A 23,683-nucleotide genomic window follows, 5' to 3' on the forward strand; every position below is an offset into this window, starting at 1 on the left:
TGTCTCTTAGTGCTGGCTGTACCGCTTAGTGAATAGGGCCAAGCCGGTCAAAACGCACACCCGTTGGCACCCAACCCGGTAACCAGCTGTTGGGGTCCTCATTGAACTCAAAACTCATCCAGATAAATACCGCTTTACCAACCATATTGTCTTCTGGCACAAAGCCCCAGAACCGGCCATCGCGGCTGTTATCGCGGTTATCGCCAAGCACAAAATAGTGGCCTTCCGGCACGACAAACTCATCAATTGCGGTACCGCGCTGTTTAAAGAAAAACTCGGTATGCTCACGCCGCGCCGGTGTTTGCAGAATATCATGCGTAACTTTACCAAGTTGTTCAGTGTAACGCCGCTGCGGGCTTTGATCATGGTAAAACTCGCCCTCGTTTTTCAGGCTCAACTCTACAATTTCCAGCTTGCCGCAGTCTGCCTGCTCTGCGCCGGTACAGGCTTTTTCAATAAACAGTTGTTTATTACGATAAATAACTCTGTCGCCCGGCACACCGATAACCCGTTTAATATAGTCGATAGTAGGTTGCTCCGGGTATTTAAACACCGCCACATCACCACGCTGCGGCTTGTTGTTACTGTATAAGGTTTTGCGCCACACCGGGTCTTTAACATCGTAAGAGAATTTCTCCACCAGAATAAAGTCACCTACCAGCAGCGTTGGCATCATTGAGCCTGACGGGATCTGAAACGGCTCATAGATAAAAGAGCGGAAAATAGTGATAAGAGCTATAACAGGAAAAATAGATTTTGCTGTTTCTACCAGTTGCGGCTCTTTAAGCAACTCTTCACCGGCTTCAAGCGGCAATTCACCGCCAGCAGCGGTTTGAGCGCTAACCAGTTTTTGCTGGCGTTTTGGCGCCAGCACTAAAGCATCCAGCAACCAGATTAAACCGCTGGCCAGTGTCAATAACACCAGAAAGATTGCAAAATAGCCTGCCATGTAAATCCCTTATTTATTTACCCACTTTCAGAATGGCGAGGAAGGCTTCCTGTGGAACTTCCACATTACCTACCTGCTTCATGCGTTTTTTACCTTCTTTTTGCTTTTGCAGCAGTTTTTTCTTCCGGCTGATGTCACCACCATAACATTTCGCCAATACGTTTTTACGCATCTGCTTAACGGTAGTACGGGCAATAACGTGGTTACCTATGGCTGCCTGAATAGCAATATCAAACATTTGGCGTGGGATCAGCTCTTTTAGTTTTTCCGCCAGTTGCCGACCACGGCTTTGGGCAAAATCAATATGGCTGATAATAGCCAGCGCATCTACCCGCTCGCCGTTAATCAAAATATCTACCCGCTGCATATTCGAGGCCTGGAAGCGTTTAAAACTGTAATCCAGAGAGGCATAGCCGCGGCTGGTTGATTTTAAACGGTCAAAGAAGTCCATTACCACTTCAGCCATCGGCAGCTCATATACCACGGCCACCTGACGGCCGTGGTAACTCATATTTACCTGCACACCGCGTTTTTCAATACACAAGGTAATAACATTACCCAGGTATTCCTGTGGCACCAGAATATGGGCTTCTACTATAGGTTCGCGAATTTCATCAATATCGTTTACGGCAGGTAACACACTGGGGTTATCTACCATTACAATATCGCCGTTCTTTTTCAGCACTTCGTACACTACGGTAGGGGCAGTGGTGATAAGGTCCAGATCATATTCACGTTCCAGCCGCTCCTGAATAATTTCCATGTGCAACATGCCAAGGAAACCAATACGGAAGCCAAAACCCAGTGCACCGGAGTTTTCCGGCTCATAAAACAGCGACGAATCATTCAGGCTAAGCTTGGCCAGCGCATCACGGAAGTCTTCGTAATCATCACTGGATACCGGAAATACTCCGGCATAAACCTGGGGCTTAATACGCTTAAAACCCGGCAGTGCTTTTTCGGCGCTGTTTTTCGCCAGCGTTAAAGTATCACCTACCGGAGCACCTTTAATCTCTTTAATACCGGCAATCACAAAGCCTACCTCACCGGTTTTTAACTCGCCGGTGTTAGTGGCTTTGGGGCTGAATACCCCCACTTTGTCTACTTCATAGCTTTGGCCGGTAGACATGACTTTAATTTTATCTTTGGCTTTAATACTGCCGTGCTTCACCCGTACCAGTGACACAACGCCCTGGTAAGAGTCAAACCAGGAGTCAATAATCAGGGCCTGCGTTGGCTGCTCAGGTTCACCTTCCGGTGGCGGGATTTTCTTAACAATGGTTTCCAGCACATCTTTAATGCCCAAACCGGTTTTAGCCGAGCACTGCACAGCACCTAAAGCTTCAATACCGATAATATCTTCGATTTCTTCTGACACCCGGTCTGGCTCAGCCTGCGGCAAATCAATTTTATTCAGTACCGGCAACACTTCTAAATTCATATCCAGCGCAGTGTAGCAGTTAGCTACTGTTTGCGCCTCTACGCCCTGGCCGGCATCAACTACCAGCAACGCGCCTTCACAGGCGGCCAGTGACCGGCTTACCTCATAGGTAAAATCGACGTGGCCTGGCGTATCGATAAAGTTCAGCTGATAAGTTTCACCATCGTCTGCTTTGTAATACAGCGTAACACTCTGCGCTTTAATGGTAATGCCGCGCTCACGCTCCAGATCCATTGAGTCCAGTACCTGTTGCTGCATTTCACGATCAGATAAACCGCCACAATACTGAATTAAACGATCAGACAGCGTAGATTTACCATGGTCGATATGGGCAATAATAGAAAAGTTTCTGATGTGATTTAGTTTAGGCATGTTGTCCGCAAAACTGAGGGCGTAACGCTAAGCGGCAAACTCGATATGGGCAAGTTGCAACCTCCTGCGCTGACGCGGGTTATTCCGAAAATTAGCGCGAATTGTACTCTATCCGGCGGCAGCTTGCTATGTGTTATTAACGGCGTGTTGTTGTACACCAAGTGATGGCAGCACGCCGAGGATAACAATACGGCTATGTTTTTCCTGCAGCTGACCATAGCGCCGTGCCAGCATAAAACCGCTTGCAGTACCGCCCAGCGCCAGCAGCATAACCCAGCCTTCCGCTAAACCCGCGGCATTGCCAAGCAGGGCCAGCAGCATTAGCAGCACTAAAGGTAATAAATATACCATCAGCGCGGCCATGATCAGGCTTTGTTCGTTCAGGCCAATTTTAACCTGCTCTCCGGGCAATAATGGTAAAGCGGTAGGAACAAAAAAACGTTGTTGTCGGGGTGTCATGGTTTTAGCGACTATGCCGGTACCGCAGTCATCGCTTACATTACAGGCATTGCAACTGGCAACAGGTGTTGTGGTTAACCAAACCCCATCGCCCTCACAAAATACCACAGTAGCAATTTCTTCTACCATCAGTGCACTGCTGCTGCCAGTTGACGTGCAGTGTCAATACTCACCGGCCCGATAACGGTCACTTCAAGCTGATTACTGGTTTGCACATAAATAGTCGTGGCGCCATCGCGGTAAGCCTGGGTAGGTAATTGTTGTGAGTTCTGTACAAAAACCGATACCTGATGCAAGCCATCACTTAACAGCCAATAGCTCAACAAACTGTTTTCAAGCTGCGGAATACCCACCGGGTCAACAACAGGCTCATATCCTTGTGGCACCCAGGTTAGTTTATGCCGGGCTTGCGGCGCAGCCTTAGTAGCGCTATCTGTCGGTTGCGGTAATTCTGCTGCCATCAGCGCATTTAAGTTTTCTGGCAGTTCAGGGCTGATTTGCATATGAGTAACCAGCCAACGCTCCAGCGCAGTTTGCTGATCAGATAAGGTGTCAATGCGCAGTGGAAAACCGGTTTCATCGTCCAGCCATAACCAGTAACTGTAACGGCCGGCATCTTTAGCAGTCAGGCGCAATAATTGTGCACTGCGGCCAGACATAACCAAACTGCTGCCGGCTACAGCATTGTATAAACGGCTGATATTATCTTTTGCTTCAAACAGTAATGCCGGTAATTCAGGAATACTGCTGCCCTGAGTGACAAAAGCCGGCCGGTCAGTCAGCAGATAATAAATTTGGTTATTGCGGCGCAAAATATCTACGCCATTAGTGTCCAGCGGAATAAGGTGTTCAATTTCCTGCTCAGCGGTGCGGCCATGTATCCAGCGGTAAGTGTCAACTTTACTGCCCTTTAACACCACAAAAGAGGTATCAAAATTATACTGTTTTACCGCATTTTGTACTTTGTCGAACAAGGCCCATGCCGACTGCTCTGCCTGAACCAGCCCGGATACTACAACCAATACTATGGCACTGCAAAAGCCAGCAAATCGCATCATTGTTGCTCGTTTTGATCTTTTCCATCAGCGTTGTTGCTATTGTGATTAGCCTGCTGAGACTGCTCCATCACACGAACCTGTTGGCGATGCGCATTTAACAGCGCCTGCAGGCGTTTTTGTTGCTCCAGCATTGCCTGCTGTTCCTGCTCGGCAAAACGGTCGTTAACAGTGGTCTGGCTTAAGCTTACCGGCGTGGCAAAGCCTGCTATCGGCTGGGTTTGTAACACCGGCAATGGCGCAAAAGCGTCCTGCTGTGGTGACTGTTGATACTGCTGTACACCAAATACAGCCATTAATGCGACACCAGCAGCGATAGCCCCTTGAGCTACCGGCTGTAACCAGCGGCCATTCGCAGCCACAGACACAGTATTACGTAACCGCTTTAACAGGCTACGATCAGATTGCAGCTGATACACCGGTTCATCGGCCAACCGGGCAGCAAAGTTATCGGCAAAATCAGCCGTTAGCGGGCTTTGCGGTTCACGGCGAAGCACAGCACCGATCAAGTGATAGCGTTCAAGCTGGTGTTGCGACTGAGCATTATTAAGCAAACTGTCCAGTTGTGCTTTACTCAGTGGCTGATTATCACTGGCAGCAGAGAGCCAATCCTGATTTTCTGACGACATAATGTTTCCTGTCTTAAAATTACTGGTTTTTGCCCTGACTGCTAGCTTATTAACGGCTTAAGCTGCATATCAATTGCCTCACGCGCCCGGAAAATACGGCTTCTTACGGTGCCTATCGGGCAGCCCATTACTTCCGCAATTTCTTCATAGCTTAACCCTTCAAGTTCACGCAGCGTAATAGCAGTGCGAAGTTCGTCGGGCAATTTTTCTATGGTGCTGAACACCACATTACGAATTTCATCGGACAATAACAACTTTTCCGGTGAATCTTGTTCCTTTAATGCATCGCTGCCTTCAAAGTATTCAGCATCTTCTGCATCAACGTCTGTTGCCGGTGGCTTACGGCCATTAGCAACCAGATAATTCTTGGCACTGTTTACCGCAATGCGGTAAAGCCAGGTATAAAACGCGCTTTCGCCACGAAAGCCAGGGATAGCCCTGTACGCTTTAATAAAGGCTTCCTGCGCCACATCAGCTACGTCTCCGTGATTAGAGACATAACGGGAAATTAAGTTCGCGATCCGGTGCTGATATTTTCGCACCAATACATTAAACGCCGCTTTATCGCCTTGTTGTACACGCTGGACAATCTGCCAGTCCAATTCTTGCTCGCTCATATCCGAGCTAATCCCCTGTAATACTAATCGTTCTATTAACTGGCGCTGGTCTAGCGTGTTGCTATGACTCTGCTGCACAGAAATAGTTCTGCTAAGTTTGGCAAAAAAGCTACAATAGCCCGACATTGACTGATGGCAAGTGTATCGCATGACGCAAGCAAAAGAATATCTCTGTGATGTATTAATTATCGGCAGCGGTGCTGCCGGGTTATCACTGGCGCTGCAACTGGCAGATAAAGCCCGCGTACTGGTACTGAGTAAAGGCCCGCTACGTGAAGGTTCTACTCTCTATGCTCAGGGTGGCATAGCTGCTGTTTTCGATGAAAACGACAGCATTGCATCGCATGTTGATGACACCCTGATAGCCGGAGCCGGCCTGTGTGACGAAGCCGCAGTGCAGTTTACCGCCGGTAATGCCAAGGCCGCGATGGAATGGCTGATTGCGCAAGGCGTACCCTTTGATCAGTATAAAGATGAAGACGGCAGCCTGAAGTACCACCTTACCCGCGAAGGTGGTCACAGCCACCGGCGTATTTTGCATGCGGCCGACGCCACCGGCCAGGCTGTACAAATCACGTTGGTAGATAGGGTTAAAACTCACCCGAATATTCAATTACTGGAAAACTACAACGCCATCGATTTAATTAACGGCCGTAAAATTGGCCGCGATGCAAAACGCTGCTATGGCGCCTATGTCTGGAATAAAGCCGCAGCCAAAGTTGAACTGGTGCGGGCCCGCTTTATTGCCCTGGCTACCGGCGGCGCCAGCAAGGTGTATCTGTACACCAGCAACCCTGATGTTGCCAGCGGCGATGGTATTGCCATGGCATGGCGTGCTGGCTGTCGGGTAGCGAACATGGAATTTAACCAGTTTCACCCCACCAGTTTATACCACCCGGATGCGCCTAATTTTTTAATTACCGAAGCTATGCGCGGTGAAGGTGCCTATTTAAAACGGCCCGATGGTAGCCGCTTTATGCCGGATTTTGACGAACGTGCCGAATTGGCCCCGCGCGATATCGTCGCCCGCGCGATTGATTATGAAATGAAACGCCTTGGTGCCAACTGCGTTTATCTGGATATCAGCCATAAACCAAAAGACTTTGTTATTGAGCACTTCCCCACCATTTACGCCAAATGCTTAAGCGTAGGTATTGATATTACCCGCCAGCCTATTCCGGTGGTGCCGGCCGCACATTACACCTGCGGTGGCGTAATGACCAACTTAAATGGCCAAACCGATATCAGCAACCTGTATGCTATTGGCGAAGTGGCCTATACCGGCTTACACGGTGCTAACCGTATGGCAAGTAATTCGCTGCTCGAATGCGTAGTGTTTGCTCAGGCCGCAGCCAGTCATATACTGGCAGAATTAGACAGCAACAGCGAGCTGCCGGTATTGCCGCCGTGGGATGACAGCCGGGTCAGCGATTCAGACGAAGAAGTCGTCATTACCCATAACTGGCATGAGCTGCGCTTATTTATGTGGGATTACGTTGGCATAGTGCGTACCAACAAACGGCTGGAACGCGCATTGCATCGGGTAGAATTATTACAACGCGAAATTCAGGAGTATTACAGCCATTTTCGTGTCAGCCATAATTTGCTGGAGCTGCGTAATCTGGTGCAGGTAGCAGAACTGATTATCCGCTGTGCGCTGCAGCGTAAAGAAAGCCGCGGCCTGCATTACAACCTGGATTACCCGGACACCCACCCTGACAGCAAACCAACGGTACTTGCGCCCAAAGCCAGTGTTTAATACTGCGCCTTAGCTACACGCCAGAGCCCGACTGCCAGTTTTGCTGGCTGATGGCTCTGGCCAGCGCCCGAAACTGCATCTCAGAACATTGGTCGGCAAAAATCCACTTGCGGTAACAGCGCTGATCGGTATCGGCCTGCCACTGCAAACGCAGCATATGCTGGCTAACCAAGCCGCCGGGTAATAACCGGCCAGGTGGTAAATTACTGTTAAACCAGTGTAGTTGGCTATTATCGGTTATTGTCAGCGCCGCGTTTTGCTGCAACTGTTGCAAAACACCGTACCAGTGCCAATAAAATAGCGGTAATACCACAGCAACCAGAACAACGCCGGTTATGCCCAGCGGCGTAACCGCCAATACCGGCACCGGCCATGCCGCCAGCAGTAACATGCCACGCTGACACCAGCGGCTGGGCGACAAGTTGCAGTTATACGCGGACACGATCCAGAATAACCTGGATCAATGCCTGAATAGCCGCATCAGGCGATTTGGCATGGCCCATAAACCAGGCAAACAGATCCGGATCATCACACGCCAGTAAACGCTCAAAATCCTGTTTTTGCTGCAGTGTCAGCCCGTCATAACCGTCTTCAACAAAAGGAGCCAGCAGTACATCCAGTTCCAGCATGCCGCGACGGCATGCCCAGCGTAACCTTGGTTTAATCATTAACTCTGCCATATTGTTCCTTTGTAAATAGTTTTCCAGTGCAAAAGGGCGTTTGAAATATCGAACCCGACAGGATAGCTGCTGATTCTAACAAAAATTAGCGAACGGGGTTGAGCTTTTCCGGCTTTCCCCCAATGATAGCAATATTCGTTATAATACTGAGCTTCGCTACGGCACACTATGCACACATCCTGGTTAACAGCAGAACAATACGCCGCATTATCCACTCAGGTTCAGGGCGCTTTTATTTCACCGCTACCGGCATTTGAAAGCCTGCTGATAAGCGGGCCTGACAACCGTAAATATTTGCAGGGGCAAACTACCTGCGATTTAGATCAGTTAAACGACAATAATTTTCTGCACGGTGCCCATTGTGACGCCAAAGGTAAAATGTGGTCGCAGTTTTATCTGGTCAGTCAGGCTGAGCAGCTGATCAGCATTGCCTTCAGAGATGAACTTAACGCCTCAGCCATACAGTGGAAAAAATTTGGCGTGTTTTCTAAAGTTAGTTTTGAAGCAGGCCAGCAACACTTTGCCGTATTTGGCCTGGGTGGCGAAAACGTTGTGACACTGGTTACGCAACTGGGCTTTGCTCTACCGCAACGTGGCGAACTGGCACGGCACAACAATGCTTTATTGCTGGCACTGGCCGACGACCATTTTATACTGCTAATGCCGGTAGCAGAAGCACGGCAGCTAATGCAGCAAACACTGCCCTTTGCCGCCCCTAATGTCTGGCTGGCACAGCACATTCAGCATGGTTTTAGTTACCTTGAGCAGGGTTTAATTGGCGAGTTTGTGCCGCAAATGCTTAACTTACAGGCACTGAATGCCATTAGTTTTACCAAAGGTTGTTATATCGGCCAGGAAACAGTAGCCCGGCTGAAATACCGTGGCGGCAATAAAAGAGCCGCGTACATTTTAACCGCCAACACAGACGAAGTGCCAAAAGCAGGCACTGATATAGAAATTCAACTAGGTGAGAACTGGCGCCGGAGTGGCCAGGTTGTCAATGCCGCAAACATACATAACCAATTATGGTTAATTGCGGTATTACCTAACGACATAACACCGGCAGACACGTTACGGCTTAACAGCGACAGTGCCCCGGCACTTCGCATAGTGCCGTTACCTTACTCGTTAAATTAAAGAGGTTTTCATGACCATATCTCAGGACAAAGTTGTCGCCATGCACTACACCGTTACCGATCCACAGGGTAACGAACTGGATTCTTCCGTTGGCGGCGAGCCTTTAGTCTTCTTATTTGGCCACGGTTCACTTATTCCGGGTTTAGAGCAGGCATTAGCCGGCAAAGCCACAGGTGACAAGTTTAAAGCCGATATCGCCGCAGCTGACGCTTATGGCGAGCGCCATGATGCGCTGACGCAAGCCGTGCCAAAAACCATGTTTGACGGTATGGACGTTGCCGTGGGCATGCGTTTTCGTGCTGCGGGCCCGGATGGCCGCGAACAATCGGTTATTGTGCTGGAAGTAACAGAAGATGAAGTGGTAGTTGACGGTAACCATCCGTTATCCGGTATTGATCTAAGCTTTGATGTTGAAGTACTGCTGGTACGTGATGCTACTGAAGAAGAGCTCAGCCACGGCCATGTACATGGCATAGATGGCCACGCCGGTCACTAATAAGCTCCACCGGAGAGCCGGCCCGGCAAGGCCGGCTCTGCCCCTAGCCATTATTTTTTTCTTTCGCCTGTAGCCTGCCCGACAGTAAAAAAACTAATTCAGATCAAGCCCTACTTTGGCGCATAGCATTTTTCCGGTTAGTAACAGCTTATTAGCAGCCGCAGTAAATTCTTGACACTGAGCGCAAAGCCACATATTTTTACCCACTGTCAGAATTTTTTCCATTGAGAGCGACCGGCCTGAATGAAAGATCGTATTATCATTTCTGTCTCAACTATCAATGGGACCCGCCATTTTAACGTCAGTAAACTGTTTAAACGCAACGCCGTTATTGCAATGTGGGCCATGCTGTTTGGCCTGATCATTACTGCCGCCGTTATAGATTACCTGCTACGTACTGTTGATAAAAGCCAACATCAGCGCACAGCGCTTACCGAACAGGCCGCCAGCCTGCGTGCCGAAATTGAAATACTGAACAACAGCAAACAGCAGTTAGAGCAGGAGTTAAGCACCAAACAGGATGAAATGCTGCAGATAGTAAACCGCGTTGGCGAAATTGAACTGGCGCTGGGGCTGGAACAGCAATATCCACAAAATTTAGAAAACCGGCTTGATACTGCCAGCATAAACTCAGCGGCCCGTCAGGCCATGCTGCAACTGGTACCTAATGGCTCGCCGCTGGAGTTCCGCCGCCGCTCGTCACGCTTTGGTGTGCGCGAACACCCTATTATTGGCAAGCAGCAACACCACAAAGGGGTAGACTTATCCGCCAGCCGCGGCACACCTATATACGCACCGGCAGACGGCGTAGTTGAAGTTGTCCGGCCAAACAAACAAGGCTACGGTAATTTGTTAAAAATCCGCCATGCGTTTGGTTTTTCAACACTTTATGCGCACCTGGACTCTTTTAAGGTAAAAAGTGGCCACTTTGTGCATAAAGGCGAGCTGATAGCCACCTCAGGTAATACCGGTTTATCCACTGCACCGCATTTACATTACGAAGTACATTTCCTTGATCGGGCACTTAATCCGCAAAGCTTTATGGACTGGGATGCCACTAATTTCGATCTGGTGTTTGAGAAGGAAAGGAGCATTAAATGGGATTCTTTAGTCAGCATGCTGGAAACCAAGGCAAGCACGCAGTTACAACTGTCATTGCACAAGGATGCACAGTTAACGGCAGTCTCCGACTAAACTGTGATATGCAGGTAGACGGTTATATAGAAGGCAAAATTGTCAGCGAAAAAACCTTAGTGATCAGTGGCACCGGCCGCATAAAAGGCGAGCTTACTGCCGACAAAGTGATTATTAACGGTTTGTTTGAAGGCGATTGCTTTGCCAATACAGTAGAAATACTGCCGCAGGGCAAAGCGCACGGCGTGATCCATTGCGACGATTTAAGTATTGAGCGCGGCGGCAGTTTTATTGGTAAAACCATGCCAACCTCCACCGAGCAGGTTATAAGCCTGCCTAAAACTGAGCCTGCCGAGCGTAATACGCCCTCGCTGCAGAGCAAAACCGAAACCGGTTAATACCGCCCTGCTATAGCCATTGGTCGCAAAGGCTGGAGTTTTTTTCATAGCACCGTTAAGTTGATAACGTCTTTAAAACTTAACGGCGGTATAACAATGAAAAAAACGCTTCTGGCCAGTTTACTTTGCTTTAGCAGCCTCAGTGCTGTTGCGGCAACCTCCTTAGCTGAACAAATTAAGCAAGATTACCAGCAACATCTGGGGGCGCTGTTTACCCATTTCCACCAACACCCTGAACTGTCACATATGGAAATCCAAACCGCTAAGCGTCTGGCAAAAGAGCTGCGTGATGCCGGTTTTGACGTTACCGAAGGCGTAGGCAAAACCGGTGTGGTAGCCATGCTGAAAAACGGCCCCGGCCCGCTGGTAATGATGCGTGCCGATATGGATGGCCTGCCGGTAGAAGAAAAATCCGGCCTGGCTTATGCCTCTAAAGCAAAACAAACCGACTGGGACGGCAACGAAGTATATGTTATGCATGCCTGTGGCCACGACGTACATATTACCAGCCTGGTAGGCACAGCAAGGCGTATGGCCGCGATGAAAGATCAATGGTCCGGCACCCTGATGCTGGTAGGCCAACCGGCTGAAGAAAGGGTTGGCGGCGCCAAAGGCATGATGCAGGACAATATCTGGGGCCGCTTTGGCCAACCCGATTACGCACTGGCGTTTCATGTTTCATCTGAAATTGAAACCGGCAAAATTGTGGCAGTAGAAGGCTCGCCATACTCTGGCGTAGACAGCGTGGATATTATTGTGCACGGCGTGGGGGCCCACGGTGCCAGCCCGCACCGCGGTAAAGACCCTATAGTGCTCGGCGCACAAATTGTGCTGGCACTGCAAACTATCGTCAGCCGTGAAGTGGCACCAAAAGAGCCGGCATTAATTACCGTAGGTGCTTTTCACAGCGGCACCAAGCACAATATTATTTCTGACAAAGCCCATTTACAGCTAACCGTGCGTAACGACAACTGGGAAACGCGGGAATATTTAATCGCCGCCATTAAGCGGGTTGCTGAAAACCTGGGCCGGGCAGCCGGTCTGCCGGAAGATAAACTGCCAGAAGTACGTATTACCGACGAGCCCACCCCACCTACTGTAAACGATATTCCGCTGACACAACGGCTGAAAAAAGCCTGGGCGGCCAAAATGGGCGAGCCGGTGTTTGATGAAAACTACAAACGCTTAGGCATGGGCGCAGAAGACTTCCCGTTTTTTACCACTAAGCCGTATATCCCCAGCACTTACTTTGCCGTAGGCGGCACACCGGCTGAAGCTTTTGCAGCCGAGAAAGCTGGTGGCCCGGCAGTACCCAGCCACCACAGCCCGCTGTTTAAAATCAGCCCTGAGCCAGCGGTAACCAAAGGGGTAGAAGCCACTGTGATCGCCTTGCTGGATTTAATGCCAAAGCAATGATGTCATTAAAAGACACATCGCAGGTTATATCCGAACAGAGCAGAATCGGTTTGCTCTAAGCTAACCGTTGAAGGCATGGATGCCTGAGTCGAGCCCCCATGGATGGGTTCACGGCGTGTTAGCGTGAACAAACCGATGGCAGCGAGTTACATCATCAGGCTTAGCTGCTTTTTTCACCATCAAACTAATGCAAAGCCGCACCATTCTGCTACAATGCCGCCCCTTTTGCAGGCCAAGGCCCGCAGTTTTTTATTTTGCGGAGCACCAGCATGAGCAACACCTGTTTTTCCAGCCTGAATTTACCCGACGCCTTAGTCAGTAATCTTAACGATTTAGGCTACAGCAGCATGACAGCCATACAGGCGCAGGCTCTGCCGGCAATTTTGGCCGGGCAGGATGTTATCGGCCAGGCAAAAACCGGTTCAGGCAAAACGGCCGCCTTTGGTTTAGGCCTGCTGGCTAAATTAGATGTTAAGTATTTCCGTGTGCAAACACTGGTACTCTGCCCCACGCGCGAGCTGGCCGACCAGGTGGCGGCAGAGCTGCGTAAACTTGCGCGCAGTATTCACAATATTAAAATTCTTACCCTGTGCGGTGGTGTGCCTGTTGGCCCGCAAATCGGCTCACTGGAGCACGGCGCCCATATTATTGTCGGTACGCCGGGCCGGGTGGTTGATCATTTAGACAAAGGCCGGCTAAAGCTGGACGACTTAACCACGCTGGTGCTGGACGAAGCCGACCGCATGCTGGAAATGGGCTTTCAAACCGATTTAGATAATATTATTGCCAAAGCTCCGGCTAAACGCCAGACACTGTTATTCAGCGCCACCTATCCTACTGCTATTGCCAGGCTAAGTGAGCGCCTGCTAACTAACCCGCTGCAGGTAACGGTAGCAGAGCAGCACAACACCAGCAGCATACAGCAGCAGTTTTTTCAGGTGGCCGACAACAGCGCCCGCTTAAGTGCACTGCGTGCCTTATTACTGCAGTATCAGGGCCAAAGCAGTATGGTGTTTTGTAATACCAAGCGCGAAACACAAGACGTTGCCGATACCCTGCTCGGTTACGGTTTTAGCGTACTGGCACTACATGGCGATATGGAGCAAAAAGACCGCGATCAAACTCTGGTGCAGTTTGCCAATGGCAGTGCCTGTATTTTAGTGGCAACCGACGTGGCCGCCCGTGGCCTGGATATCAGCAGTGTAGATGCGGTATTCAACTACCAGCTGGCGCACGATGCCGACACCCATATCCACCGTATTGGCCGCACCGGCCGCGCAGGCCAAAGTGGTATTGCGCTGAGTTTATTTACCGCCGCTGATGCCGGTAAACTGATCCCGCTGGAAGATGGCTTAGGTATTAAAATTGACACCGCTGAACTGCCGGTTGTCGATATCGCCGCGTTAAAACCAGCCAAACCATTAATGGCCACGCTGCAACTGGATGGTGGTAAAAAACATAAAATCCGTGCCGGTGACATAGTCGGCGCCCTCACCGCCAGCAAGCAACTGACTAATGATGACTTAGGTAAAATTCAACTGCACGATATCTGGAGCTTTGTTGCGGTAAAACGCACAGCCGTAAAGCTGGCACTGCAGTTAATCCAACAGGGCAAAATTAAAGGTAAAAGTATCCGCGCCCGGGCGCTGTAATAACGACGCCATTGCCGCCGGAGTAAGAACCGGTTTGCCCTAAGCGAACCGTTGAAGGCATGGATGCCTGAATCGAGCCTACAGGGAGGTATTTACGGCGTGTTTGCGTGGGCTAACCGGTTCGCGCATAAACCTCTCACCGTTCTGCACACTAGATCTGCGGTTTCCCCTGGCGCAAAGCCTTAGTAGCACCACGCTGCTTTTTATGTTCCAGCCGCCGCTGCTGGCTGCCATAGGTAGCTTTGGTAGCAATACGTTTTTTTGCTACCCTGGCGGCTGACTGCACCAGCTCAATAAACTGCGCCAGGGCCTGCTCGCGGTTCATCTCCTGGCTGCGGCTTTGCTGGCATTTAATAATAATTTTGCCACTTTGCGTAATGCGGTGATCTGATTTTGCCAACAGCTTATCTTTGTAAAACTGCGGCAAACTACTGGCATTAATATCAAAAATAAGCTGCGCCGCCGTAGACACCTTATTCACATGCTGGCCCCCGGCACCACTGGAGCGGATAAACTGCCATTCCAGCTCATGATCATTAAGAACCACACTACCTGAAATCTGAATTGCCATGCTATTGCTACAGGTTGCTGCGTTAATACTCCGATCAGACCACAAGCACCGCCGTGACACAAGTTTAACGGCCTACGCCTAAAGTCTATGCACCTTAAGTCTAAGTTCGTTAACTGCAATTTTTAGCTACAGTAATGCCATTGTCGTTACCACTACCGACGTAAGGATACCAACATGGCCAGTACCAGCCCCTATCACAATGAATATCAACGTGCTATTAACGCCCCTGAAGCGTTCTGGCAGCAGCAGGCCGCTAAACTAAACTGGTATAAAACACCGCGTACTATTTTACGGCAACAAGATACGCATCATTACCAGTGGTTCAGCGATGGCGTGCTTAATACCGCTTATCTGGCGCTGGACACCCACATTGAGCAAGGCCGTGGTGAACAAACCGCACTGATTTACGACTCGCCGGTAACTAACAGCAAGCAGCAATTCAGCTACCGCGAACTGCGCGATGAAGTGGCCCGCTTTGCCGGGGTATTAAAAGCGTTGGGCGTGAGCAAAGGCGATCGCGTAGTAATTTATATGCCAATGATCCCACAAGCTGCTATTGCCATGCTGGCAGTAGCACGTTTAGGTGCCATACATTCGGTGGTGTTTGGTGGTTTTTCAGCCCATGAGCTGGCCATGCGGATAGACGATGCCACACCCAAAGTCGTGGTAAGCGCATCCTGCGGTATAGAAATCAGTAAACTTATCGCCTACAAACCCCTGCTGGATGACGCCATCAGCAAAGCCGTGCACAAACCACAACACTGTATTATTTATCAGCGGCCACAACTGCTGGCTAGCCTGCAGGACGGCCGCGATCTGGACTGGCGCCAGGCCATGGCCGCAGCAGAAAGCGCACCCTGCGTACCGGTAAAAGCTACCGATCCGTTATATGTGTTGTACACCTCCGGCACCACCGGCAAACCCAAAGGCGTAGTGCGCGACAACGGCGGCCATGCGGTGGCGCTTAATTACAGTATGCAGGCGGTATATAACGCCAAACCGGGCGATGTATTCTGGGCCGCGTCTGACGTTGGCTGGGTAGTGGGCCACTCTTATATTGTTTATGCACCGCTTATTGCCGGTTGCACCAGCGTATTGTATGAAGGCAAACCAGTGTTTACCCCCGATGCCGGTGCCTTCTGGCGGGTATGCGCCGAGTATAAGGTTAATGTTTTATTTGCCGCACCTACTGCGTTTCGGGCCATTCGCAAAGAAGACCCTGAAGCGGCACTGCAGCGCTACGATTTATCGGCCCTGCGCGCCGTGTTTGTTGCCGGAGAGCGGCTGGACCCGGCCACTTACCAGTGGGTAGCTGAAAAACTGCAAAAACCGGTGATTGACCACTGGTGGCAAACTGAAACCGGTTGGCCCATTGCCGCCAACCCGGCCGGGTTGGAGTTAATGCATGCCAAACCCGGCTCTGCTACTGTGCCGGTGCCGGGCTTTAACGTACAAATACTGGACGACAACGGCAAAGCCCTGCGCGCGAATGAACAGGGTTTTATTGCCCTGGCTCTGCCACTGCCACCGGGCTGTTTAACCACTATCTGGGGTAACGACGAGCGTTTTGTTGCCGGTTATCTGGACAGTTTTCCCGGTTACTACGCCAGCGGCGATGGCGGTTATATCGACGAAGACGGCTATCTGTTTGTTATGGGCCGCACAGATGATGTGATCAACGTTGCCGGGCACCGCTTATCTACCGGCGAAATGGAACAAATTGTTGCTAACCATCCGGCAATTGCCGAATGCTGTGTGATTGGTATTTACGAGGCCATTAAAGGCCAGCAACCGCTGGCGCTGGTATTGCTGAAAAATGGTATTGATATTGATGAAACCATACTCGAAGCTGAGCTGGTTGCCATGGTACGGCAGGAAATAGGTGCCCTGGCCTGCTTTAAAAAAGCCATAGTAGTAAAACGCCTGCCCAAAACCCGCAGCGGCAAAATTCTACGTAAATTACTGCGGCAAATTGCACAAGGCAGCGAATACAGCATACCGTCTACCATAGACGATCCGGCCAGCATTGCTGAAATTGCCCAGCTTATGGCATTCAAGGGCCTGATTAGCCAGGCCTGATCCGTCAAGCCAGCGCAGCCATGCTCAATCTGCGCTGGCAATTAAGCGGCTAAACAGCTTATGCTACACCGTCTGAATTAGGTTGAATTTGCGCCGCCCCGGCGGGCAGTAAGGAGCGGTTGCCCGGATGATTTCGCCAGTAAACCTGATGCACAAAACCATTACCTTTATGCAGCGCTGGCCGGGTTTAATGGCAATATTGGCCTTTGCCGGTGGTGTAGCCAGCTATATTCTGGTTGAACGCAAAGAATCACTGGCCCAGCTGATAGCGGTATTTTTATTGCTAAGCTGGTTGTGGCTGTTGCTGGACAACTGGCTGCGCGAGCGCATAGAGCAACGTTTTGGCATCACCTTATCACCTGTTCTGGTACGTTTTGCCCTGCAAACCGTGCACCAGGAAAGCCTGTTTTTCGCCCTGCCGTTTTTTCTTGCCGTTACCAGTTGGCACCACGGCCAGGCAGCCTTTACCGTACTGATTATTTTTTGTGCGCTGGTATCAGTGGTAGACCCGCTGTACTACAAAAAGCTGGCTCCACATCGCACAGTGTTTGTGGTGTTCCATGCTTTTGCGCTGTTTGTGGTGCTGTTAATTGTGCTGCCGGTGTTAATGCAGCTTACCACCAGCCAAAGTATGGCTGCCGCCTTGGGTATTGCCGTATTACTGAGTTTACCCAGCCTGGGCGCAATAATGCCGGCTGGCCGCTGGTGGCGGGTGCCGTTTTTACTCTGTTTACTTACCGTACTTAGCGCCGGTTTATGGCAACTACGCAGTTGGGTGCCCCCGGCAGCACTGCGCCTTAACGCTATAACCCTGTCGCACGAAATGGATTACGAGCAACGCAAGCCCGGCAACAATATCAGCCAGATCAGCAACCACGATTTACAGCAGCAAGGCTTATACAGCTTTACCGCAGTAACCGTGCCCCGTGGCCTTAACGAGCAAATATTTCATGTCTGGCTGCACAATGGCAAAGAGGTAGATCGTATTAAACTGAATATCACCGGCGGCAGCACCAGCGGTTATCGTGCCTGGAGCCACAAGCTGAATTTTCCGGCCAACGCTGAAGGTAAATGGCGGGTAGAAGTAGTAACAGAATCAGAACAGCTTATCGGCCTGGCCCGCTTTACAGTAACGGCTGCTGCACCGGCGCTACAACCGCAGGCGGGTTTTTAACCGGCTTGCGGCAATGTTGTTTTAGTAACTGCTCAAGCTCCTTCAGCCGCGCCTGCAACTGCTGGCCATGATCAGGGTTATAAGGCTGGCGCAACTGCCTGCGGATCTCAAGCCGCTGTTCATTTAGCATCTGGCATTCCGCCTGGGTAAATTGTGGCGTGGCCTGGGCCATGCCAATGGGTAGCAATAATAAGCAATATAAAAACAGCCGCATCGTTGTGCCCCCGGTTAATATAATAGTATTCTGCCGATAGCATTACGTATAACCACGCTGTATGCAAACAGATGTTGGTTATTTACCTTTGCCAAAGTAAATTGATCGCCCCCAAAGACTAAAGCCACCATTCTTTTAAGCCATAAAATTATTTAACCCAGCTTGTGCTTTAAACCCATCGAATTCGACGGGTTTAAAATTTGGGTTACTACAGATTGGCCAATGCGTTTCAATCCACGCACCTGCGTTAGGCGCGACGTAACAGGTACAAATAGAAAAGTATTTTCCGACAGTTGACGGCCACACCGGCATTACAGTAATTTAGCCTCTGTTTTGCACTGTGATGTGCTGCGGGTGTAGTTCAATGGTAGAACGAAAGCTTCCCAAGCTTTAGACACGGGTTCGATTCCCGCCACCCGCTCCAGTGGCCGCCTGCAGGCGGCCAACTGCAAAACATCAGGCTAATTTACGCAACCGCAGTATGTCCCGCACTACTTCCCACAGCGGAAACATGGCAGTGATCACCAGACCGGTAACAGCAACGCGTTCCAGTTGCTCTAGCTGCAATACGCCTTGCCACACTTCAGGTTCCAGTTTTAACAACGGGTCGCTGGCAGCAAGCATCAATATTACTGCGACAAAAGCGCCGTTCAGTACAATATTACCCAGCAACATGGTTTGGCTCCAAAATCGCTTACGCAACTGCCACAAGCTGCTTGCAATACCCAGCAGCGCCAGTGGGCTAGCCCATTTTAATAGTTGATGCGCATTGTCGGTAAACAAAAAACTGCTGTTGGCCAATTGCTCCGGCGACAACCATAGCGGATACCAGATCACGATCAGTAAAAATACATAGGTTGCCAGATCGGTAAAGATGTCCTGCAGTGAAATATGCTGCCAGCTGTGCCCCGCATCCGGTAATTGCTGCGGCTGCCAGTTATCGTTTTGCGAGGTAGTGGCCTTAGCGGTATCAACTGACATCAGCGCAAAGGTAATAGTGATCGCAGTAAAAGCAAAGCAACCATCTTTAAGAAAACCGCTGGCGACACTTTTAAGGTACAACAACAAGCCAAAATCACCTGCCAGCCAGGCACTGGTACTGCCAACTATCTGCAGCACAAATAAAATGCCCAGTACCATAAACAAGGTGTAACGATATACCGGCATATAGTGCAGGCTAATCAGTGGCTGCGGCGGTACAAACTGCTGCGCTACCTCACGCGGGTGGCCCATTTGCTTTAATACTGCGGCAATATCAGTGTCTGCCAGCCCGCCTTGCTGCTCAGACAACATATCCAGTTGATCCATAATATTGGCGTTTAACTCGCGGCCAATTTCGTCGCGCTTTACTTCGGGTAATTCACGCTGCACTGCAGCGATATAACGCTTAACCAGTTCCATTATTTTGTCTCCTGTGATGCCGTGCCCAGCAAATTGCTAAGGGAATTATTAAGTTGCTGCCACTCGTCCGTTAGCTGGCTAAGCAGTTGTGTGCCCAGCTCTGATAACTGATAGTAGCGCCGCTCGCGTCCCTCCCCTTGCTGCCATTCGCTGTCGAGCAGGCCTTGCTCGGCCAGACGGCGGATTAACGGGTATAAAGTGCCTTCATCAATATCAATGCCGCCATCCTGCAGCTGCTTACGCAACGAATAGCCGTAATGTGGCTGCTTTAACGATGCTAATACCGCCAGCACCAGCACGCCGCGGCGCAGTTCCAGCCGCATTTTATCCAGTTGTGCAGTTGTCATAACCTTTGCTTCCTATACTGTGCACCACATACTGTGCGACACACAGCAATATACTAGGTGCCACACAGTATAAAAGCAAGCCATTAACGCAAAGAAAAATTGCATAAAAAATAAGCTGATTATTTTCAGTTAGTTGGGGGAGTTTAGTATCAGAAAGCTGAGCTAAAGCAAGCTATGGCTATGGCAGAGGTATAGCTAACTGTTTTATCGTCCAGCAGTGTTAACCAATTTGGCGCTATATCCAGGTGGCTGGCAATAATTTTCAGGCATACCAGCAGCAGAACAGCGATCAATACCCCTACTTGTTGAACAGACCAAGAGCATCGTGGCCCCAACCCACAAAATATAACCAATTCGCATTGACATGTATTACACAATATGGTGGCATACGCATAATTGATAATAACAATTGGTAATACTAAAAGGGGATTTATACGATGTTCCAGATTCTATTAAGTATCTTGTTACTGATAGCCCTGCTGCTAAATGCCCGTGGCTTACAGGCTGAGGAATTTCAACCGGTTCAGTACCCGGATGGTTACAAGGCTCAGCTCAATCAGGTATATGTTGAAATAAATAACTGGCAAGGATTAATGGACCTGTATCTGCCGCCGCGCGGTGAAGCACCGACACCGGTGGTGATCAATATTCACGGCGGTGGTTGGAATAAAGGCCGCAAGGAATCCCAAAGAGGCTTCGGTTCCTTCTTTCGTCGTGGCTATGCGGTAGCCAACATTAGCTACCGCCTGGTTCAGGTGGCTCCAGCGCCAGCCGCCGTTGAAGACGTGCGCTGTGCGCTGATTTACCTGATCAACAATGCTCCTGATCTGAATATTGATACCCAAAAAATTGTCTTTACCGGCAGCTCTGCCGGTGGTCACCTGGCTTTGATGGGCGGCTTGTTGGGTAACGACCGACGTTTTGACGGCAACTGTCCTGCTGTGGAACAGGAAATTCGCGTGGCCGCCATCATTAACAAATATGGTATTGCAGATGTGGGGGACTGGGCACACGGCAAACACACCAGCCGGTCGGCGGTGATGTGGTTGGGTGAAGGCGTAGACGATCTGGCGTTTCGTCGCTCAGTTTCGCCGATCACGCATATCAAACCTGACAGCCCGCCAGTGTTTACTGTGCACGGAGATGCCGACCCGATAGTGCCATACCAGCAATCTGTGGATTTACATAAGAAGCTGGATGAGATGGGGGTGAGAAATCAGTTTGTCACAGTTGAAGGTGGTGCCCATGGCCGCTTTCCTAAAGACAGAAACCGGGAAGTCACCAACATGTCCATGCAATTTCTCGACTCCTTGGGGCTTTAACACATAATACACAATAGATAGCTTACCAAATCAACAAACAATGTAATACCAATACTGATAAATTGGTTGACAATTAAATCTGCAAGGCCTACTTTAATAGCCAACCATGTCATATCTGGTGTTTAACCATTTAGTGAGTTTGCCAATAACCTGTTTTAATCACTCGACTACTAACGTTTGATAACTGTTTGGCAACAACAGACATAAACATGAAACCAGTGCATATCGCTATAAGATTGCTGAGCTTGATCAACGAGAGGTAATACAATGTCGCCATTTGAGTGGAGTTTCCCAACTAAGCTAATATACGGCCCAGGCCGGTTGAAGGAAGTCGGTAAAATTGCCGCCGAATACGGTAAGAAGGCCATGATAGCTACCTATGAAAAAGGCAGTCCGTTAGATCCCGTTATTGAAACGGTATCAGCCTCACTGAAAGCTGCAGGCTTAGACGTTGTGCTATTTACCGGTATCGAGCCTAACCCTCGCGCTCAAACCATTGATAAAGCAATTGAAATATTCAACGCCGAAAAATGCGATCTGGTTATTGCCTTAGGAGGCGGCAGTGTTATAGATGGTTCAAAATACATTGCAGCCACCGCCTTCTCTGGTGGTAAGTCCTGGGATTATGTCGTGCTGGGTGAAAGAACACCCCGCGAATATACCGGAGCTTTCCCGATTATTTCAATCCCAACTATTTCAGCAGCTGGCTCTGAAAGCAATGCCGGTGGAGTAATTCAAAACGCTGAAACTAATGAAAAAAGTTTCTCCCGCTCCCCTTATCGTTTACCAAAAGTCGCCATTGTTGATCCAGAGATCCTAAAATCGGTACCACGCCGCTTAACACAGGACAGCTGCTTAGATATCTTCTCGCATTTAATTGAACATTACTTATCTAGTCCAGATGAATCAGACTTTGCCGACCGCATGACCGAGGCGATGATTTTATGCTTAATCGACAATCTGGATAAAATATTGGAGGATTTAAGCAACTTAGAAGTCAGAATGCAGTTAGCACTATGCTCACAATTTGGCTGGTCAGGCTTACAAGCCTTAGGCCGCTTAGGTTCTATCCCGATGCATTCAATCGAAATGCCGCTAAGCGCGCACTATGATTTACCGCATGGCAAAGGCATGGTAATAGTTATGCCGGCTTACTTAGAATATATGTCAGATGCCCTGCCACACCGCTGGGCAAAACTGGCCCGGCGCTGTTTTGGTGTAACCGAACAGGATGATGCAATTGCAGCTAAGTTATTACCAGTTAAAGTAAAAGAGTGGTTTAAGCGCACAGGCTCTTACCTAACCTTAACCGATGTGGGTATTCCAAACGACAAGTTTGAGCAAATGGCTGAAGATGTTGTCCGCATGTTTCCAATAAAAGGTACTGAAACCACAGCCGGTGCCAGACCCATCAACAAAGAAGATGTAATTAACATGTACAAGTTAATGGCTTAACGGTGCAACCTGTTCTAAAGAGGTTGTATGTAAGCAACAGCGGGAGGCCGTTCTTCGACAGGGCCTCCTAAAAGCCATGCCGCCAGCCTGCAGTTATTGTGCGGTGTGTTTTACCAGATTAGTGATCGAATATAAACCGCGTTTTTCGTTGTTTTTGCGTCGAATTTCTTCCAGTGCTCTGGCTTCAGTTGCATCAAATAACGTATTGATAAGCCGATTAAAGTGATTGTGCATTGCTACCCTGGCTTCTGCCGGGTTACGCGCTTTTAACGCATTATAGATGGCAGTGTGCTCTTCTAAGGTCAGATGACTATCTTTGCTACAGACACTGGCATAATCATCAATAATAGCGGCCGTCGACTCGCGCAATGACCATAACTGACTTACCGACAGGATCATAGCGCCATTGCGCGTTGCACCGGCAATAATGCTGTGAAATAGCCGATCCGCTTCTTCGGTATCACCACGCTCCTGCATCATTACTAAGGTGTCATGCAAGCGTGTTAACTCATCATCAGTAATGCTCACTGCAGCTAACGCCGCAACCTCACCTTCAACCAAGGCTCGGGCTTGGGTTAACTCAAAGGCATTAACAACAGGCTGTTTCGCGCCTTTCAGCGCTCCTTCTAATACATAAACACCTGAACCCGTTTTTACTTCAACCTTTTCCCGCACTTCCAATGCAATGATCGCTTCACGGATCGTAGGCCGACTGACATCAAATTTTTCGGCCAACTCGCGTTCTGGGGGCAAGCGGCTTCCTACCGCAAAATTACCATTATCAATTAACGCTTCTATTTCATCTACGATGCGCCAAAACATTCGTCGGCTTTTCATAACGGCTCTCTCACATTGTCTAACCAATATCGTGCATTAGTATCGTGCATTTATATACGATGCATATTAGCGACTAAAAAAGTCGTAAG

General features: G+C 49.6%; 25 protein-coding genes and 1 tRNA gene. 12 read left to right on the forward strand and 14 right to left on the reverse strand.

The features are described from left to right. Positions 1-25: 25 nt before the first annotated feature. From lepB to rpoE, 6 genes are all read right to left on the reverse strand, one after another. Complete coding sequence (gene lepB, locus J3B89_RS05300) at positions 26-949, reverse strand: signal peptidase I (RefSeq protein ID WP_215396476.1); 924 nt, start codon at positions 947-949, stop codon at positions 26-28. Positions 950-962: 13 nt separating this feature from the next. Then, the gene (gene lepA / locus J3B89_RS05305) at positions 963-2,762 is read right to left on the reverse strand and encodes a translation elongation factor 4 (protein WP_215396477.1); all 1,800 of its coding nucleotides are present in this window, start codon (positions 2,760-2,762) and stop codon (positions 963-965) included. A gap of 126 nt (positions 2,763-2,888) precedes the next feature. Further along, entirely contained in the window at positions 2,889-3,350 is a 462-nt protein-coding gene (locus J3B89_RS05310) for a SoxR reducing system RseC family protein (RefSeq protein ID WP_215396478.1), read from the reverse strand. After that, positions 3,350-4,279, reverse strand: a complete 930-nt coding sequence (locus J3B89_RS05315; RefSeq protein WP_251372260.1) for a MucB/RseB C-terminal domain-containing protein — start codon at positions 4,277-4,279, stop codon at positions 3,350-3,352. Before J3B89_RS05315 ends, J3B89_RS05310 begins: the two co-directional genes overlap by 1 nt. Beyond that, on the reverse strand, positions 4,276-4,905 hold the full coding sequence (locus J3B89_RS05320; protein ID WP_215396479.1) for a sigma-E factor negative regulatory protein: 630 nt from the start codon (positions 4,903-4,905) through the stop codon (positions 4,276-4,278). The genes J3B89_RS05315 and J3B89_RS05320 overlap by 4 nt, the downstream gene beginning before the upstream one ends. 41 nt (positions 4,906-4,946) lie before the next feature. Further along, positions 4,947-5,522, reverse strand: a complete 576-nt coding sequence (rpoE, locus tag J3B89_RS05325) for an RNA polymerase sigma factor RpoE (protein WP_215396480.1) — start codon at positions 5,520-5,522, stop codon at positions 4,947-4,949. A gap of 148 nt (positions 5,523-5,670) precedes the next feature. On the opposite strand from rpoE, the gene nadB reads away from it, so the two are divergent. Further along, a complete protein-coding gene (nadB, locus tag J3B89_RS05330; RefSeq protein WP_215396481.1) occupies positions 5,671-7,281 on the forward strand; it encodes an L-aspartate oxidase in 1,611 nt (536 codons plus the stop codon). Between the two features lie 13 nt (positions 7,282-7,294). On the opposite strand, the gene J3B89_RS05335 is transcribed toward nadB, so the two are convergent. After that, complete coding sequence (locus J3B89_RS05335; protein ID WP_215396482.1) at positions 7,295-7,672, reverse strand: protein YgfX; 378 nt, start codon at positions 7,670-7,672, stop codon at positions 7,295-7,297. A gap of 37 nt (positions 7,673-7,709) precedes the next feature. Beyond that, entirely contained in the window at positions 7,710-7,961 is a 252-nt protein-coding gene (locus J3B89_RS05340; protein WP_215396483.1) for an FAD assembly factor SdhE, read from the reverse strand. Positions 7,962-8,129: 168 nt separating this feature from the next. On the opposite strand from J3B89_RS05340, the gene ygfZ reads away from it, so the two are divergent. The 6 genes from ygfZ (at position 8,130) to dbpA (ending at position 14,194) form a co-directional block, all read left to right on the forward strand. Beyond that, complete coding sequence (gene ygfZ, locus J3B89_RS05345; RefSeq protein ID WP_215396484.1) at positions 8,130-9,098, forward strand: tRNA-modifying protein YgfZ; 969 nt, start codon at positions 8,130-8,132, stop codon at positions 9,096-9,098. A 10-nt stretch (positions 9,099-9,108) separates the two neighbouring features. Further along, positions 9,109-9,594, forward strand: a complete 486-nt coding sequence (locus tag J3B89_RS05350; protein ID WP_215396485.1) for an FKBP-type peptidyl-prolyl cis-trans isomerase — start codon at positions 9,109-9,111, stop codon at positions 9,592-9,594. Between the two features lie 243 nt (positions 9,595-9,837). Next, the gene (locus J3B89_RS05355) at positions 9,838-10,788 is read left to right on the forward strand and encodes a M23 family metallopeptidase (RefSeq protein ID WP_215396486.1); all 951 of its coding nucleotides are present in this window, start codon (positions 9,838-9,840) and stop codon (positions 10,786-10,788) included. A gap of 8 nt (positions 10,789-10,796) precedes the next feature. Next, the gene (locus J3B89_RS05360) at positions 10,797-11,126 is read left to right on the forward strand and encodes a bactofilin family protein (protein ID WP_251372261.1); all 330 of its coding nucleotides are present in this window, start codon (positions 10,797-10,799) and stop codon (positions 11,124-11,126) included. A gap of 96 nt (positions 11,127-11,222) precedes the next feature. Then, the gene (locus J3B89_RS05365; protein WP_215396488.1) at positions 11,223-12,542 is read left to right on the forward strand and encodes an amidohydrolase; all 1,320 of its coding nucleotides are present in this window, start codon (positions 11,223-11,225) and stop codon (positions 12,540-12,542) included. Positions 12,543-12,811: 269 nt separating this feature from the next. Beyond that, positions 12,812-14,194, forward strand: coding sequence for an ATP-dependent RNA helicase DbpA (gene dbpA, locus J3B89_RS05370; protein ID WP_215396489.1), 1,383 nt, complete (start codon positions 12,812-12,814; stop codon positions 14,192-14,194). Positions 14,195-14,345: 151 nt separating this feature from the next. Here the strand turns inward: dbpA and arfB are convergent, their stop codons facing one another. Next, positions 14,346-14,765 carry an alternative ribosome rescue aminoacyl-tRNA hydrolase ArfB gene (gene arfB / locus J3B89_RS05375; protein ID WP_215396490.1) on the reverse strand — a complete coding sequence of 140 codons (420 nt, stop codon included), beginning with the start codon at positions 14,763-14,765 and terminating at the stop codon, positions 14,346-14,348. 174 nt (positions 14,766-14,939) lie between these two features. Between arfB and J3B89_RS05380 the strand changes: the two genes are divergently transcribed. Together J3B89_RS05380 and J3B89_RS05385 are read left to right on the forward strand one after the other, a co-directional pair. Continuing rightward, a complete protein-coding gene (locus J3B89_RS05380) occupies positions 14,940-16,844 on the forward strand; it encodes a propionyl-CoA synthetase (RefSeq protein ID WP_215396491.1) in 1,905 nt (634 codons plus the stop codon). A 127-nt stretch (positions 16,845-16,971) separates the two neighbouring features. Next, positions 16,972-18,018 carry a DUF5924 family protein gene (locus J3B89_RS05385; RefSeq protein WP_215396492.1) on the forward strand — a complete coding sequence of 349 codons (1,047 nt, stop codon included), beginning with the start codon at positions 16,972-16,974 and terminating at the stop codon, positions 18,016-18,018. On the opposite strand, the gene J3B89_RS05390 is transcribed toward J3B89_RS05385, so the two are convergent. After that, a complete protein-coding gene (locus tag J3B89_RS05390; protein WP_215396493.1) occupies positions 17,969-18,232 on the reverse strand; it encodes a hypothetical protein in 264 nt (87 codons plus the stop codon). The two genes, J3B89_RS05385 and J3B89_RS05390, sit on opposite strands and share 50 nt — an antisense overlap. 350 nt (positions 18,233-18,582) lie before the next feature. On the opposite strand from J3B89_RS05390, the gene J3B89_RS05395 reads away from it, so the two are divergent. Then, positions 18,583-18,656 (forward strand) — tRNA-Gly (locus J3B89_RS05395). Between the two features lie 32 nt (positions 18,657-18,688). On the opposite strand, the gene J3B89_RS05400 is transcribed toward J3B89_RS05395, so the two are convergent. The 3 genes from J3B89_RS05400 to J3B89_RS05410 form a co-directional block, all read right to left on the reverse strand. After that, positions 18,689-19,633 (reverse strand): HAAS signaling domain-containing protein, encoded by a 945-nt coding sequence (locus J3B89_RS05400; RefSeq protein WP_215396494.1) that lies wholly within the window; start codon positions 19,631-19,633, stop codon positions 18,689-18,691. Next, positions 19,633-19,980 carry a PadR family transcriptional regulator gene (locus tag J3B89_RS05405; RefSeq protein WP_215396495.1) on the reverse strand — a complete coding sequence of 116 codons (348 nt, stop codon included), beginning with the start codon at positions 19,978-19,980 and terminating at the stop codon, positions 19,633-19,635. Before J3B89_RS05405 ends, J3B89_RS05400 begins: the two co-directional genes overlap by 1 nt. 149 nt (positions 19,981-20,129) lie before the next feature. Then, a complete protein-coding gene (locus tag J3B89_RS05410; protein ID WP_215396496.1) occupies positions 20,130-20,273 on the reverse strand; it encodes a hypothetical protein in 144 nt (47 codons plus the stop codon). A 144-nt stretch (positions 20,274-20,417) separates the two neighbouring features. On the opposite strand from J3B89_RS05410, the gene J3B89_RS05415 reads away from it, so the two are divergent. Together J3B89_RS05415 and J3B89_RS05420 are read left to right on the forward strand one after the other, a co-directional pair. Further along, entirely contained in the window at positions 20,418-21,302 is an 885-nt protein-coding gene (locus J3B89_RS05415) for an alpha/beta hydrolase (protein ID WP_215396497.1), read from the forward strand. A gap of 267 nt (positions 21,303-21,569) precedes the next feature. Beyond that, on the forward strand, positions 21,570-22,757 hold the full coding sequence (locus J3B89_RS05420) for an iron-containing alcohol dehydrogenase (protein ID WP_215396498.1): 1,188 nt from the start codon (positions 21,570-21,572) through the stop codon (positions 22,755-22,757). A 93-nt stretch (positions 22,758-22,850) separates the two neighbouring features. On the opposite strand, the gene J3B89_RS05425 is transcribed toward J3B89_RS05420, so the two are convergent. Next, positions 22,851-23,594, reverse strand: coding sequence for a FadR/GntR family transcriptional regulator (locus tag J3B89_RS05425; RefSeq protein WP_215396499.1), 744 nt, complete (start codon positions 23,592-23,594; stop codon positions 22,851-22,853). Between the last annotated feature and the right edge of the window lie 89 nt (positions 23,595-23,683).

This window comes from Rheinheimera oceanensis, assembly GCF_018831085.1.
GTDB classification, from domain to species: domain Bacteria; phylum Pseudomonadota; class Gammaproteobacteria; order Enterobacterales; family Alteromonadaceae; genus Alishewanella; species Alishewanella oceanensis.